We start from the raw sequence: 12,917 nt of genomic DNA on the forward strand, positions 1-12,917 counted from the left end.
TAAAAATTAAATGTTAAATAGCGATTGATAAAACGAGCTTTAAATGTCGCCCATTACTTTATTAATCTTTATTCTGTCTTATTTTTTTGTGTTGATAACGATAGCATTTATCACCTCAAAAAAGTCTTCAGATAATTCTACTTTTTTTATAGCCAATAGGAATTCTAAATGGTATTTGGTGGCTTTCGGGATGATAGGTACCGCTTTAAGTGGCGTAACTTTTATTTCGGTACCGGGGCAGGTGGGGGCACCAGCAGGTAACCAGTTTCAGTATTTTCAGTTTGTACTGGGTAATGCTTTAGGTTTTATTATTGTAGCTACAGTGTTGTTGCCTTTATATTATCGTTTAAACTTGACATCCATTTATGGTTATATAGAAAAAAGATTAGGAGTAGTAAGTTATAAAACAGCAGCAGCTATTTTTCTAATGAGCCGTACCATTGGTTCGGCTTTTAGGTTGTATCTGGTGGTTATTGTGATGCAGCGTTTTATTTTTGATGCCTTTGGTGTTCCATTTTGGTTAACGGTTTTGCTTTCATTGGCGTTAATTTGGCTTTATACTTACAAAGGAGGCTTAAAAACCATCATTATTACAGATACTTTGCAGACTACTTTTTTAGTTTTATCGGTGCTTTTAACCATTTATTTTATCTGTAACAGCTTAAATTTAAACGTATTTGAAGCTTTTGAGACTATTAAACAGAGCGGCTACTCCCAAATATTCTTCTTTGACAATTTTATGAATAGCAAGTTTCATATAGCTAAGCAAATACTAGGGGGCATGTTTGTTACCATTGCCATGATAGGCTTAGACCAAGATTTGATGCAAAAGAACTTAAGCTGTAAAAACATCAAAGAGGCACAAAAGAACATGTTTACTTTTACAGGAATCTTTGTATTGATCAACTTATTTTTTTTAAGTGTTGGTGCTTTACTTTACGTTTATGCAAGCAAAAATGGAATTGCTATTCCGGTAGAAGATACAGGAAACATCAGAACAGATTTTCTTTTCCCGGAGATAGCCCTTAACCATTTAGCTGTAGTGCCTGCTATCGTTTTTATGTTAGGTTTAACAGCGGCTACTTTTGCCACAACAGACTCGGCCTTAACAGCCTTAACCACCTCTTTTTGTGTAGATTTTTTAAACTTTGATAAAAAAGAAAATATCAATGATGCTAAATACATTAAAATAAGACATACCGTACATATTGGTTTTTCTGTCTTGATGTTTTTAGTTGTGCTGTTATTTAACCAAGTAAACAATAAAGCTGTTGTAAGTGCTATTTTTACGGTAGCTTCCTACACTTATGGCCCTTTATTGGGTTTGTATGCTTTTGGATTATTTGCACAAAAAGGGGTAAAAGATAAATGGGTGCCTATCATTTGTTTGGCAGCACCAGCAATATGTTATGTTTTAAACATAAATTCTAAAACAATTTTAGGTGGTTATGTTTTTGATAATGAATTGATAGTAATTAACGGATTGATAACATTTTTAGGCCTGTATCTAATAGCTACCAAAACTACAGCAGAAAAGAAACTATATAATAGAAGTTTATGACAAATGATGAGAAAATTAGAAGTGCGTTTGAGAACAAAACTTGGCAAGAAATAAAAGTAACAGACTCTTGGCAAATATTTAAAATCATGGCCGAGTTTGTAGATGGTTTTGAAAAACTTGCTAAAATAGGTCCTTGTGTATCTATTTTCGGTTCGGCTAGAACACCAACGGAAAATAAGTACTACCAAATAGCGGTAGAAACCGGTAAACTATTAACAGAACGTGGTTATGGTGTAATTACTGGTGGTGGCCCTGGTATTATGGAAGCCGGTAATAAAGGAGCTTTTGAAGCAGGAGGGAAATCTGTAGGTTTAAATATAGAATTACCTTTTGAGCAATTTCATAACCGATACATCGATAGAGACAAAATCTTAGAGTTTGATTACTTCTTTATTAGAAAGGTAATGTTTATGAAGTACTCTCAAGGATATATTGTTTTGCCTGGTGGTTTTGGTACAATGGACGAACTTTTTGAAGCCATGACTTTAATCCAAACCGGAAAAATAGCCCGTTTCCCAATAGTTTTAGTCGGAAAGGATTATTGGACTGGTTTAATAGATTGGATTAAAAACACTATGCTAGAACAAGAAAGAAATATAAGTCCAGAAGATTTAAACTTATTTAGGCTAGTAGATACCGCAGAAGAAGCAGCAGAGCATATTTTTAGGTTTTACGAAAAGTATGTTCTTAAGCCAAACTTCTAAAACAATTTAATTATGTATACAGTTACACTTCTTTAAACTTTTTTAATGGCATTGTTATTGGTTGGCTTTTAGAAATTAAATACCTTAAAAAAATAACATGCCTACAACAAAAGCAAAAGCCTCTAAAGCACAAGGTGCTAAAAGAGAAAGAACAGAAAAAGAATCAGGAGCTTTAAAAGAATTATTTGTTGACTCTTTAAAAGATATCCTTTGGGCCGAGAAACATTTAACCAAAAGCCTAAAAAAAATGGCTAAAGCTGCTACTTCAGAGCAACTTCAAACGGCTTTTGAAGAGCACTTAACTCAAACCGAAAATCAAATTACCCGTTTAGAAAGCGTATTTGAATCTATCGGAGAAAAAGCAACAGCCAAAAAATGTGATGCTATGGAAGGTTTAATTAAAGAAGCAGAAGAGCTTATTGAAGAAACCGAAGATGGTACCGAAGTTAGAGATGTAGCTTTAATTTCCGCAGCGCAAAAAGTAGAACATTACGAAATTGCCACTTATGGCACTTTAAGGGCTTTAGCCGGAACATTAGGTTTTACAGAAGCACAAGCTTTGCTAGAAGAAACTTTAAATGAGGAAAAAGAAGCAGATGTTTTACTGACTGAAATTGCAGAAAACTCTGTAAATGAAGAGGCAAGTGTAGAATAATTATTGCCCGCTTTATTTAACAAAAAGGATTGTTTTACATCAAGTAAACAGTCCTTTTTTGTTTTAAGATTTCTGTCGATTCTAACCTGTATATAGTTATTAGGATTTAAAAATTTGTAAATTTGTCCACATGTACAAACTTATTAAACCGCTATTTTTTCAATTCGACCCAGAAAAAATCCACTATTTTGTTACCGGAAGTTTAAAAAACGCTCAAAAAATATGGGGCTTACCAGCTTTGTTAAAAAAAGTATACAGCTTTAATCATGTTTCATTAGAAAGAGAACTTTTTGGTTTGAAATTTAAAAATCCGGTTGGTTTAGCCGCAGGTTTCGATAAAAATGGCGAATATATAGAAGAGCTCGCAAATTTTGGTTTTGGTTTTATTGAAGTTGGTACCGTAACACCCTTACCACAGCCTGGTAATGATAAACCCAGGATGTTCAGGCTACAAGAAGATGCTGCATTAATAAACAGAATGGGTTTCAACAATAAGGGTGTTGATGTTTTAGCCAGAAAATTGGAAAGTATTAAACGCGATGGTTTAATTATAGGAGGTAATATTGGTAAAAATAAAAACACACCCAATGAAGAAGCCGTAAACGATTATATCAAATGTTTTGATAGGTTATTTGATGTGGTAGACTATTTTGTGGTTAACGTAAGCTCTCCCAATACTCCAAATTTAAGGGCTCTACAAGAAAAAGAACCTTTAAAACATATCTTAAACACCTTACAACAAAGAAATCATAAGGATGGTGTTTCTAAGCCAATATTATTAAAAATAGCTCCTGATTTAACAAATTCTCAGTTAGATGACATTATAGAAATTGTGCAAGAAACTAAAATTGCCGGTATTATAGCTACAAACACCACCATCTCTAGAGATGGATTACAGGCGCCAGCATCGCTAAAAAACGAAATGGGTGGTGTAAGTGGTAAGCCGGTAGGAAAAAGATCTACAGAGGTCATTAGCTATTTATCAGAAAAATCCAATAAAGCTTTCCCTATTATAGGAGTAGGAGGTATACATAGTGCAAAAGATGCTCAAGAAAAGCTAGCAGCAGGGGCAAGTCTGATTCAGGTTTATACAGGCTTTGTTTATGAAGGCCCTGGCTTAGTTAAACGTATATTAAAAAGTTTGGTAAGGTAAGTGTATCTTTTCCTTTTGAATTTTCAGGATAGGGGGGCAGTTGGCATTGGTTAGTTTCCGCTTCTGGATTTTCAGTTCTGGTAATTTTTTCTTGACCATTGCGATGAGGAACGAAGAAGCAATCTCATTTTTGTATTGATTGAAGGATTGATTGATTTTTGAATGATGGATTTAAGCTTTTTTAAATGAGAGAATGATTGAATCAGTTATCGGTTGCCGGTTTTTAGTTTCCAGTTCTAGGTGATGACTTTCCTGTTTTTTAATTTTTAATTTTCCCTTTTTAATTCAAAATTTTGAATCAACCACGGAGAGCGCAGAGGGCACAAAGCTGGGTGTAGACTTATAAAAGCCCTCTGTGAACTTTGTGTCCTTTGTGGTTAAGATAATTCAATTTTCTAGTATCAAGGATGAGTGAAATAAAAAAATAAAAATCAATCTCTATATGATGATTAAAAACCTTAAGCTTTCTGCTTTAAGCCTTCCGCTTTAAGCCTTCCTCCGTACCATGTTCGAGACTTGTTCGGGAAATGGCCCCGTTTTTCTGAAGGTGTTACGAATAAGTCTGGGAGAAGCACCGAAGGAGATATGGATAAAACGTGGATAAAAGGTGGACTATACATGGACTTAGATTAATAAATTTTCTTTATGATTTGTTTTGTTATAATTTAGGTTAAATAAACACAAGCAATAAAACGTAAATTTCAAATGAAATTTGTATTTATTAGAGAAATCTTTCTGCATGGTTTAAAAGTGACATTTTACGTTCTTAAAACAGAAATACTTAATACCTCTGTGAAGCATCAAAAAAGCATTTCTTTAAACTCGTTATTGAAATTAAATCCAGCAGTTATTGAGTATTTAATTAAAATTATCCGTTTAAACCCGGATAATAGTTGTCTTAATTCTTATAATGGTTAGATTTTGTATTTCAAGTATTGAAAATCGCTTTACAAGATAGGTAGTAAGAATAAAAAAAACCAAAATATAGATGATTATAAAGCATATTAGCCAAATAAAAAGTCTTTTAGATCATTTGAATATTTAAAATCTAATACTAAATTGTAACTTAATCGAAAAATATGCGCTATAGGATAGCGGATATTTACTAGTTAGCAGAAATTTTAAACCGACAATATGGGAATTGTTTATGCTGAATTAAAGCAATTTGACAAAGCAAAGACAGAATATTTGACCATTTTGAAAGAGAAGACTAACCCACATTTTTTAGAGACAGTAAAAGAATACGGAGAGAAATATGGACTTACTTGAAAGAAAAACCACAGCTAACACTTGGGCGGAAATCAGTGCTATTAAACCGGCACAAATCAAACTAGCCAACCGTTGGCAGTAATATTAAGAAAACATTACAAAAAACAAAGTTTCTTCGTTCACTTACTTTAATAATACCATTTAATTATTCTATTAACGATGAAAAAACTGAATGATACAATTAATAATGTAATAAATAATATCTCAAGCATGATATATTCTTAGATTCGGAAACAAATACATTCTATGAAAAAATTACTTAATATATCTTTCATTTTCTTCATCATTATGACAGGGAGTGGCTGTGTTTCAAATAAACTTAAGTATGATTACAATGCACTTTATAAAAAAATGCAGCAGTTAAATGATAATCCTGTATATATTGATCCAGTATTGATGAAATCATTTCCTAAGTATATCCGGCAATACAATGGGCGAAGTGAAGAAAAAATGGTTATCGTCCCGGGTTGGCATGGGCGTTATAGAGGTATAAAAATTGACAGTAATAGATTTTTCTACTACAATGGAGATTATAATTTAAATGAGTATTCAATTAAAGAGCAACTACAAAAGCAATTGAGATTTGAGTATTCTCAGAAACAAATAATCTCCGATATAACACTAATCGATCGCATCGACAATCTCTTTAACTATAAAGAAATTTATTATCCCAGCGGAAAAATAAAAAGTAAGGCAATATATTGCAACAAGGGATTTTATATTGCTAAAACCTACAGTTTTGATGAAGATGGAAGAGTAATTGACATTAAAGATAATGATAAAGGATTTGGGTTCACTTTTGATGATGTTTTTAGGTTTTGTAACAAAGAACACCTACTTGACAAAAGTAAAAAAGAATTGCCTCCTCTGGGTCAAACACTATTTATTACAAATTTGTCAGATTATTGGACAATAGAAATTGCGAGAGGTGGTAGGAGTGGTCATACACGGTTAGATATTAAATTAGATCAAAACACAGGAAATGTACTTTCTATAGTTTTATATAATGGTGCGGATCACAAAGAAATATCTATTAAACCAAATAGAAAGCGGATTAAATACATTAGGCCAATAGTGGAACAGTACTATAAAAAAATCAGATAATAAAAATATTATTAATGTAATGCTAAATTTTTAGATATGCCAGATAATTATAAATACTCACACCTAATTATGGGTGCTAAAAAATACTGGTGCTAACCACAAATTTGTTTTAAAATGGCTGAACTGTTTTACGTTATTTCATCACAATTAATTAAATTTAGATATGCAGACAAGTTTGTGCTTTGTATGCCATTACAACACAAATCCGCCCAAACGTTATTATTATTCTAAATAAATCTGAATTTTACATTGGTTTGTTAAGGACTTGATTGAAATTGATTATTTGCCTCATACTTGTAAAATTTTAGGTTACAAAAAAATAGAGATGTAAAAATATAGTTGCGAACAGAAAATTTTTGCAAAAATTTCAAACCGTAACTGCAAATCAAAAAACTAAACAATGTTAAAATTTAAGTTAATCCTTCTAAATTGGTTAATTGTAGGCAATGTTTATGGTCAAAAAATGGAAGTGGTTTTCTTGGATAAAACTGACTCAACACGAAATAACTACACCATTATTTATCCAGAAAATAAACCTTATTCTGGCTTAATTCTTATTCTACCTGGATTTGGCCATTCTGCCGAATTAACCTTAGAACAAACAGACTTACCTTTAAAAACAGCTAAAAAGGGATTATTGACAGTAATTCCGACTCTGCATGATGGTGTCTTTTCATTTGGAGTAGATATTTTAAGTCAAAAGTCTTTGAATAATATTGTTGAAGATCTAAGAAATAAATACAAGCTATCAGAACTTCCATTTTATATTGGAGGCTTTTCCATCGGTGGAAGTTGTGCAATAAAATATGCACAAAGTGCAAAAATTAAACCAACTGCTGTGTTCGCTGTAGACCCGCCTTTAGATTTTGAACGGTTTTATAATTCCAGTAAAAGAGATATTAGGCTTTCTGTTAATAAAGAACCTAGTCCTGAAAATATGTACATGGTTGAAAGAATCGAAAAAGAGTTTAATGGGACACCTCAAACAGCTTTAAGAAATTTTCATGAAATTTCTCCATATTCTTTTTCAGACTATAATCAAACAGCGGTAAAAAAGTTTGGAAATATTCCTTTACGGATTTACACAGAGCCAGATGTAGATTGGTGGCTTAAAGAAAGAAGTTTTGACTTTTTTAATATGAATGCGCCAGATTGTTCGGCTATGATTAACGAACTTAACAGACTTGGAAATCATAAAGCAGAGTTAATTGTAACAAAGAATATGGGATATAGAAAACCAAATCATGTAAGGCATCCTCATTCTTGGAGTATTGTTAATCATGAAGATTTATTAATTTGGTTAAATCAACAAAAGAAGCTTACTGCTGAAATTTATAAATAGGGCTATATTATGGCTATACAATAGTATCGCTAATGTTAAAATCTAACCTTATACTAATGTAATACCATAAATTTGTTATGCTTTAAAATTTACCTTTCTAAAAATATTTATTTCCTTAGTTTAAGTCATATTTACAATAAATTTTTAACCATTGGATATGAAAATGTAATACCGAAAGTGTATTACTTGTGAGTTGAGCGTAAAAAATAAAATACTGATGAATATGAAAGCTGAATTTTTAACCACACTTTTCTTATTGATAGGATGGATGTCTTTTGCACAGGAAAAACACTTAACTTTTAAAGATGTTCCTATAAACGGAACAATGGCTGAGTATATTTCTAAAATGGAGGAAAATGGCTTCAACCATTTAGCAACAAACCTTAGAATAGCTACGCTAAGAGGTGATTTTGCAGGTTATAAAAATTGTATGCTAGAGGTTTCAACCTTATGGCAAAAAGATTTAGTTCATAAAATAGATGTTATTTTTCCTTTTAAAGAAACATGGTCGACACTTTATGGAGATTATAGCAGTTTAAAAGTTATGCTGACAGAAAAATATGGAAAGCCAACTGAGTTTGTGGAAAAATTTGAAGGGCCTCATGCAATTGATGATGATAGAGTGAAGATGAGCCTTGTTAAAATTGGTAATTGTAAATATTATGCTATTTGGCGTTCAGATCAGGGAGATGTTAAATTATCTATAGAACATAGAAATCATCAAAATTACCAATGTTTTGTACAATTAACTTACTCAGATAAAGTTAATAGTCAAATCGTAAAAGAAAAAAACTTAACAGATTTATAGTTTTCTTATTTTTATAATAGCCAAGCGATGAATACTTTGTTAGGATGTAAGCTCAGGAAAAAAATAATTAAATAGTAGATGAAAGTAATATCTAGTCATAAAATTATGTATGAGTAATTTAAATGAGATAGTGACTTAGGGACTACCATCAACAACATCCCCAATAGAATGCTTAACAAAAAAAGACCAAAAGCTATCAAATTTTATTTTGATAATGTTCCATTATTAGTTAACTTTGATGAGTGGAAATAATTAGAGAAATCGTTTTTTATAAAGATTACTTTGACGACTTTTTTGAAACCTTAACTGACAAAGTAAAGGAAAAAGTTGATGAAGTGCTTTTTATGATGACTATTCTTGAACGTGTTCCGACCAAATTTTTTAAAAGTATTGAAGGAAAAAAAGGGCTTTTTGAAATTCGGGTTGAATATGAAAGCAACATTTATAGAATATTTTGCTGTTTTGACAAAGGAAATTTAGTTATTCTTTTTAATGGATTTCAAAAGAAAACCCAGAAAATACCAACTAAAGAATTAAACAAGGCGGAGAAAATAATGGAAGAATATTTTAACGAACAAAAAGGAAATAAAAATGGAAACAAAAAATAAAAATATCAAAACTTTCGCCCAACATCTTGATAAAAGATATGGAGCAACAGGAACAAAAGAAAGAACTGAGTTTGAAATAAAAGCGAAGTCTTTTGCTATTGGAGAACTAATTAAGGAAGAAAGAAAATTAGCTCAAATGACTCAAGAACAGCTTGCTGAAAAGATTGGAGCAAAAAAAAGTTTCATTTCGAGAATTGAAAACGGACACAGCGATATACAACTTTCAACACTTTATAAACTTATAGAGTTTGGACTTGGACGAAAAATCAACTTCACTATCAAATAAAAACTAACACCATTAAGGGTAATTGTTGCACAGCCTTTACACAGTTAAACCCGTTCCGTTCTATTCACAAAAGCTACTTTAGTGCTGTTAAACTCTGGTTGATGAACAATTTTAGTAATAGAGCTATAGTTGATTTCGAGATTAAAAGCGTTCTCTAAAGGGAAATCTAATACATAAGCTAAAATACAGCGTATCACACCGGCATGGGTTACCACCATGATATCTTTGTTTGCTGTAGCTAAAATATTCTCAAAAAAAGCGGTGGAGCGTTCGTAAAGATCTAAGAAGTTCTCTCCATTGTTGATTTTATAGTTTACAAAATCGGCCATCCAAGGTTCTAGCTCTTTGGGGTTAATTTTATCCCAAGCTTGCATTTCCCAATCTCCAAAATGCAGTTCAGCAATACGTTCATCGGTAATAAAGTTACCGTTAGAGAGGTAATCGGCAAGTTTGCTACATCTTCTAAACGGACTGCTGTAAAAAGCTGTAGGGCTTTCAAGAGAACTTTCTAAGCTATCTTGTAACCAATCGAAATGTGCAGTAAAATTCTCTGCTAAAGGAATTTCTGATTGCCCGTAACAAAGTTTGTTGGGGTTGTAAACCTCTGTATGTCTAATGAAATAGATATTCATGATTAAGCAAAATATTTAAAAATGAGGATGGTACTAAGGTAAAATACCACTTCAGAAACTTGTTGTACAGTACCTAAGCAATCGCCAGTGTAGCCCCCAATCCATTTGTTAAAATACCTACTGAAATAAGCTTTCACCAAAAGTAAAGGGATGATGCTTAATAAAATCCATAGATTAGGAAAAAACAGGAGAGGTGCAATACCAAAAATTATAGCGATGATGAAATCATCTTTCCTCATTTTAGTGGCTAGGGGTTTAGCTTTACTCAATAAATCTTCCCGGGCATATTCATCAGTATAAATCAAGATAGCGCTATTTAAACGACTAATAGCATGTCCAGCAATTAAAACTGGAATGATAAAGCTTGGTCCGATTTCTTTTAAAGCGGTGAATTTTAAAGCTAAAATCAATACCAAACCTGCAACACCATAAGTACCAACTCTAGAGTCTTTCATGATGGTGAGGATCTTCTCTTTGGTCCAGCCGCCACCAAAGCCATCGCAAACATCGGCAAAGCCATCTTCATGAAACGCACCTGTAATCAGTAAAGAAGCTACCATGCTTAGAAGCAAAGATAATTCTAAAGAAAAGGCAAAAGAAGCCAGCCAGAACACCAAAGCACATAAAGACCCTACAATGATACCAATAAGAGGAAAGTACTTGCTAGAGCGATTTAAATACTCCTCAGAATGGTCTGTAGAAGGCGGACAAGGTATTCTGGTAAAGAACATCATCGCCGTAAAAAATATCCTGATTTCTTTTTTCATTGTTGTGTTAGGTGGTTAGGTGGTTAGTTGGTTAGTTTGTTAGGTGATTAGTTTGTTAGGTGGTTAGTCATTAGTTCATTAATCATTAGATAAAGAGTGCTTTAGTTTGTTAGGTGATTAGTTTGTTAGGGGTACTAATGTAAACATCCAGTATAAACCTCTGATTTTAGCTTAAATGCTTTCTTATTTACTTTTTTTAGGATAGATAGTAAACTGTCGGCACTTTTTTCTCTTTCATGAATACCTGCAACTAATGCAAATGTTGATGAGTCAGCTTCCTTTTTGTAAAAATTTAAATATTCTATACTTAAAAATACTGTTGGATACCTTCTTGGATAATAACTACCTGCATACATTTCATCTTGATGATTTTCTGGTAGTACAATCTGCTTTTTGAAGTTGTTATAATACCTATCTAATGTATCAATAGGAATGCGAGTGAATTTATTTACGCTGAACATTACTTCTTGAAGTTTATAATAGCTTGAAGATGTGTCAATAATTACTATATGATAAGTTTCAAAATCGTTATAAGATTCATCTGTTTGTTCAGTTGAAATAGAATCTGTTGAGTCAATAGTGTCAATTTTAGCTACAGGATTAGTTTTCTGATTTGAACTACAAGCAAATATGATTGATGCGACTAGAAGAAAAAAAGTCGCCTTTTTATAATTACATTTCTTTAATAATTCCATATTCTAATTCTTATCTACTTTCTATCCACCAAGCTTCAGACAACGGTCCTCAGACTCTCCACCCAGTCTTTCTACTTTATACTCTGTACTTTTTACTTTTATCTCCAGACAACGGTCATCGGACTCGTTACTTCTCACTCACTCCAGCACTTTCAAAGCTAGACATTTCATTGATAAAGTTTACTGATGCTTGGATGATTGGTAGGGCTAATGCGGCACCAGTACCTTCGCCTAAGCGCATATTTAAATTTAAAAGAGGTTTTGCTTTTAAGAATTGGAGCATTTGTTTATGGCCGGTTTCGTCTGATTGATGAGCAAAAACACAATAGTCTAAAATTTGAGGGTAAAGTGCATGTGCAATTAACAGCGCAGAACTCACAATAAAGCCATCTACCACAATCAGCATTTTTTGTTGTGCAGCGCTAAGCATAGCACCTACAATCATAGCGATTTCAAAGCCGCCAAAAGTTTGTAAAATCTCCTCAGGTGTATAAGCAGGGTTGTTGATGATGGCTTGTTTGAGAATAGCAATTTTCTTTTCCAGTCCTTTATCATTTAAGCCCGTTCCTCTGCCAGCGCAGGCTTCCATAGCAATGCCTGTAATTTTATGCATGATGGCTGCTGCGGCAGAAGTGTTACCAATACCCATTTCACCAAAGGCTATACAGTTGCTGCCCTTAACATGAATTTGTTTAACTAAGTTAGCACCTTTCTCTAAAGCTTCATCTAGTTGTGCTTTCGTCATGGCGGGGCTATGTAAAAAGTTCTGTGTTCCCTTAGCAACTTTTAAATGTTGTAAAGGTAGGGCTGGGTCAAAGTCGTGGTTAACCCCAGCATCAACTACCAAAATATCCCAACCGTTTTGTTTGGTAAAGACGTTAATGGCTGCACCACCAGCTATAAAATTCATGACCATTTGCCAGCTTACTTCTTGTGGGTACGGACTAACACCTTCTTGGGTGATGCCATGATCGCCAGCAAAAACTACCACAGTAGGAGATGCAATTTTAGGTGATACCGTTTCATGAATAAGACAGATTCTTAGTGCTAAATCTTCTAAAATTCCGAGGGCGCCAAGAGGCTTTGTTTTATGATTAATGATGTATTGTACTTGCTCTTTGATTTGGGTGTTAAGGCTATTAATTTCGAACTTACTTATCATTTATTTGGCGTTTTAGTAGTGCAGAATTATATTTTTTATTATTACTTAAAAATTTGTATTACAGTATTTTATAAATTTTATTTAATGTGTTTGTTTTGATTTATAGATGTTTTGAGTCTTTATTTGCTAAATATCACAAAATTATATTCTGTTTAATGGGTTTTAAGTTTG

General features: G+C 32.7%; 14 protein-coding genes. 10 read left to right on the forward strand and 4 right to left on the reverse strand.

Going from position 1 to position 12,917, the window contains the following annotated elements; all coding sequences use genetic code 11:
• Positions 1-43 precede the first annotated feature (43 nt).
• From H510_RS0113100 to H510_RS0113155, 10 genes are all read left to right on the forward strand, one after another.
• Positions 44-1,561, forward strand: a complete 1,518-nt coding sequence (locus H510_RS0113100) for a sodium:solute symporter (RefSeq protein ID WP_026904731.1) — start codon at positions 44-46, stop codon at positions 1,559-1,561.
• Positions 1,558-2,265, forward strand: coding sequence for an LOG family protein (locus tag H510_RS0113105; protein WP_026904732.1), 708 nt, complete (start codon positions 1,558-1,560; stop codon positions 2,263-2,265). The genes H510_RS0113100 and H510_RS0113105 overlap by 4 nt, the downstream gene beginning before the upstream one ends.
• 97 nt (positions 2,266-2,362) lie before the next feature.
• A complete protein-coding gene (locus H510_RS0113110; RefSeq protein ID WP_026904733.1) occupies positions 2,363-2,920 on the forward strand; it encodes a YciE/YciF ferroxidase family protein in 558 nt (185 codons plus the stop codon).
• A gap of 130 nt (positions 2,921-3,050) precedes the next feature.
• A complete protein-coding gene (locus H510_RS0113115; RefSeq protein ID WP_026904734.1) occupies positions 3,051-4,073 on the forward strand; it encodes a quinone-dependent dihydroorotate dehydrogenase in 1,023 nt (340 codons plus the stop codon).
• Between the two features lie 705 nt (positions 4,074-4,778).
• Positions 4,779-4,991 carry a hypothetical protein gene (locus H510_RS20150; protein ID WP_026904735.1) on the forward strand — a complete coding sequence of 71 codons (213 nt, stop codon included), beginning with the start codon at positions 4,779-4,781 and terminating at the stop codon, positions 4,989-4,991.
• 597 nt (positions 4,992-5,588) lie between these two features.
• A complete protein-coding gene (locus H510_RS0113135) occupies positions 5,589-6,446 on the forward strand; it encodes a hypothetical protein (RefSeq protein WP_036692912.1) in 858 nt (285 codons plus the stop codon).
• A gap of 400 nt (positions 6,447-6,846) precedes the next feature.
• On the forward strand, positions 6,847-7,788 hold the full coding sequence (locus H510_RS18930) for an alpha/beta hydrolase (RefSeq protein WP_051291221.1): 942 nt from the start codon (positions 6,847-6,849) through the stop codon (positions 7,786-7,788).
• Positions 7,789-8,005: 217 nt separating this feature from the next.
• Positions 8,006-8,596, forward strand: a complete 591-nt coding sequence (locus tag H510_RS0113145) for a hypothetical protein (protein WP_155977973.1) — start codon at positions 8,006-8,008, stop codon at positions 8,594-8,596.
• Positions 8,597-8,838: 242 nt separating this feature from the next.
• Complete coding sequence (locus H510_RS0113150) at positions 8,839-9,204, forward strand: type II toxin-antitoxin system RelE/ParE family toxin (protein ID WP_026904738.1); 366 nt, start codon at positions 8,839-8,841, stop codon at positions 9,202-9,204.
• Positions 9,188-9,490: a helix-turn-helix domain-containing protein gene (locus H510_RS0113155; protein ID WP_026904739.1), complete on the forward strand. Its 303-nt coding sequence runs from the start codon at positions 9,188-9,190 to the stop codon at positions 9,488-9,490. Before H510_RS0113150 ends, H510_RS0113155 begins: the two co-directional genes overlap by 17 nt.
• A gap of 44 nt (positions 9,491-9,534) precedes the next feature.
• Here H510_RS0113155 and cobC read toward each other — a convergent pair whose 3' ends face one another.
• From cobC to cobT, 4 genes are all read right to left on the reverse strand, one after another.
• On the reverse strand, positions 9,535-10,122 hold the full coding sequence (cobC, locus tag H510_RS0113160; protein ID WP_026904740.1) for an alpha-ribazole phosphatase: 588 nt from the start codon (positions 10,120-10,122) through the stop codon (positions 9,535-9,537).
• A 2-nt stretch (positions 10,123-10,124) separates the two neighbouring features.
• Positions 10,125-10,889 carry an adenosylcobinamide-GDP ribazoletransferase gene (locus tag H510_RS0113165; RefSeq protein WP_026904741.1) on the reverse strand — a complete coding sequence of 255 codons (765 nt, stop codon included), beginning with the start codon at positions 10,887-10,889 and terminating at the stop codon, positions 10,125-10,127.
• Between the two features lie 134 nt (positions 10,890-11,023).
• A complete protein-coding gene (locus tag H510_RS0113170; protein ID WP_026904742.1) occupies positions 11,024-11,584 on the reverse strand; it encodes a hypothetical protein in 561 nt (186 codons plus the stop codon).
• A gap of 127 nt (positions 11,585-11,711) precedes the next feature.
• Entirely contained in the window at positions 11,712-12,746 is a 1,035-nt protein-coding gene (cobT, locus tag H510_RS0113175; protein WP_155977975.1) for a nicotinate-nucleotide--dimethylbenzimidazole phosphoribosyltransferase, read from the reverse strand.
• Positions 12,747-12,917: the final 171 nt, after the last annotated feature.

Source organism: Pedobacter glucosidilyticus DSM 23534, from assembly GCF_000425145.1.
GTDB classification, from domain to species: domain Bacteria; phylum Bacteroidota; class Bacteroidia; order Sphingobacteriales; family Sphingobacteriaceae; genus Pseudopedobacter; species Pseudopedobacter glucosidilyticus.

What these genes read in the sequence shown, in the direction of transcription:
- H510_RS0113115 (WP_026904734.1), top strand. Translation starts at nt 3,051, where the DNA reads ATGTACAAACTTATTAAACCGCTATTTTTTCAATTCGACCCAGAAAAA.
- H510_RS18930 (WP_051291221.1), top strand. Translation starts at nt 6,847, where the DNA reads ATGTTAAAATTTAAGTTAATCCTTCTAAATTGGTTAATTGTAGGCAAT.
- H510_RS0113105 (WP_026904732.1), top strand. Translation starts at nt 1,558, where the DNA reads ATGACAAATGATGAGAAAATTAGAAGTGCGTTTGAGAACAAAACTTGG.
- H510_RS0113145 (WP_155977973.1), top strand. Translation starts at nt 8,006, where the DNA reads ATGAATATGAAAGCTGAATTTTTAACCACACTTTTCTTATTGATAGGA.
- H510_RS0113135 (WP_036692912.1), top strand. Translation starts at nt 5,589, where the DNA reads ATGAAAAAATTACTTAATATATCTTTCATTTTCTTCATCATTATGACA.
- cobT (WP_155977975.1), bottom strand. Translation starts at nt 12,746, where the DNA reads ATGATAAGTAAGTTCGAAATTAATAGCCTTAACACCCAAATCAAAGAG.
- H510_RS20150 (WP_026904735.1), top strand. Translation starts at nt 4,779, where the DNA reads ATGAAATTTGTATTTATTAGAGAAATCTTTCTGCATGGTTTAAAAGTG.
- H510_RS0113100 (WP_026904731.1), top strand. Translation starts at nt 44, where the DNA reads ATGTCGCCCATTACTTTATTAATCTTTATTCTGTCTTATTTTTTTGTG.
- H510_RS0113165 (WP_026904741.1), bottom strand. Translation starts at nt 10,889, where the DNA reads ATGAAAAAAGAAATCAGGATATTTTTTACGGCGATGATGTTCTTTACC.
- cobC (WP_026904740.1), bottom strand. Translation starts at nt 10,122, where the DNA reads ATGAATATCTATTTCATTAGACATACAGAGGTTTACAACCCCAACAAA.
- H510_RS0113110 (WP_026904733.1), top strand. Translation starts at nt 2,363, where the DNA reads ATGCCTACAACAAAAGCAAAAGCCTCTAAAGCACAAGGTGCTAAAAGA.
- H510_RS0113155 (WP_026904739.1), top strand. Translation starts at nt 9,188, where the DNA reads ATGGAAACAAAAAATAAAAATATCAAAACTTTCGCCCAACATCTTGAT.
- H510_RS0113170 (WP_026904742.1), bottom strand. Translation starts at nt 11,584, where the DNA reads ATGGAATTATTAAAGAAATGTAATTATAAAAAGGCGACTTTTTTTCTT.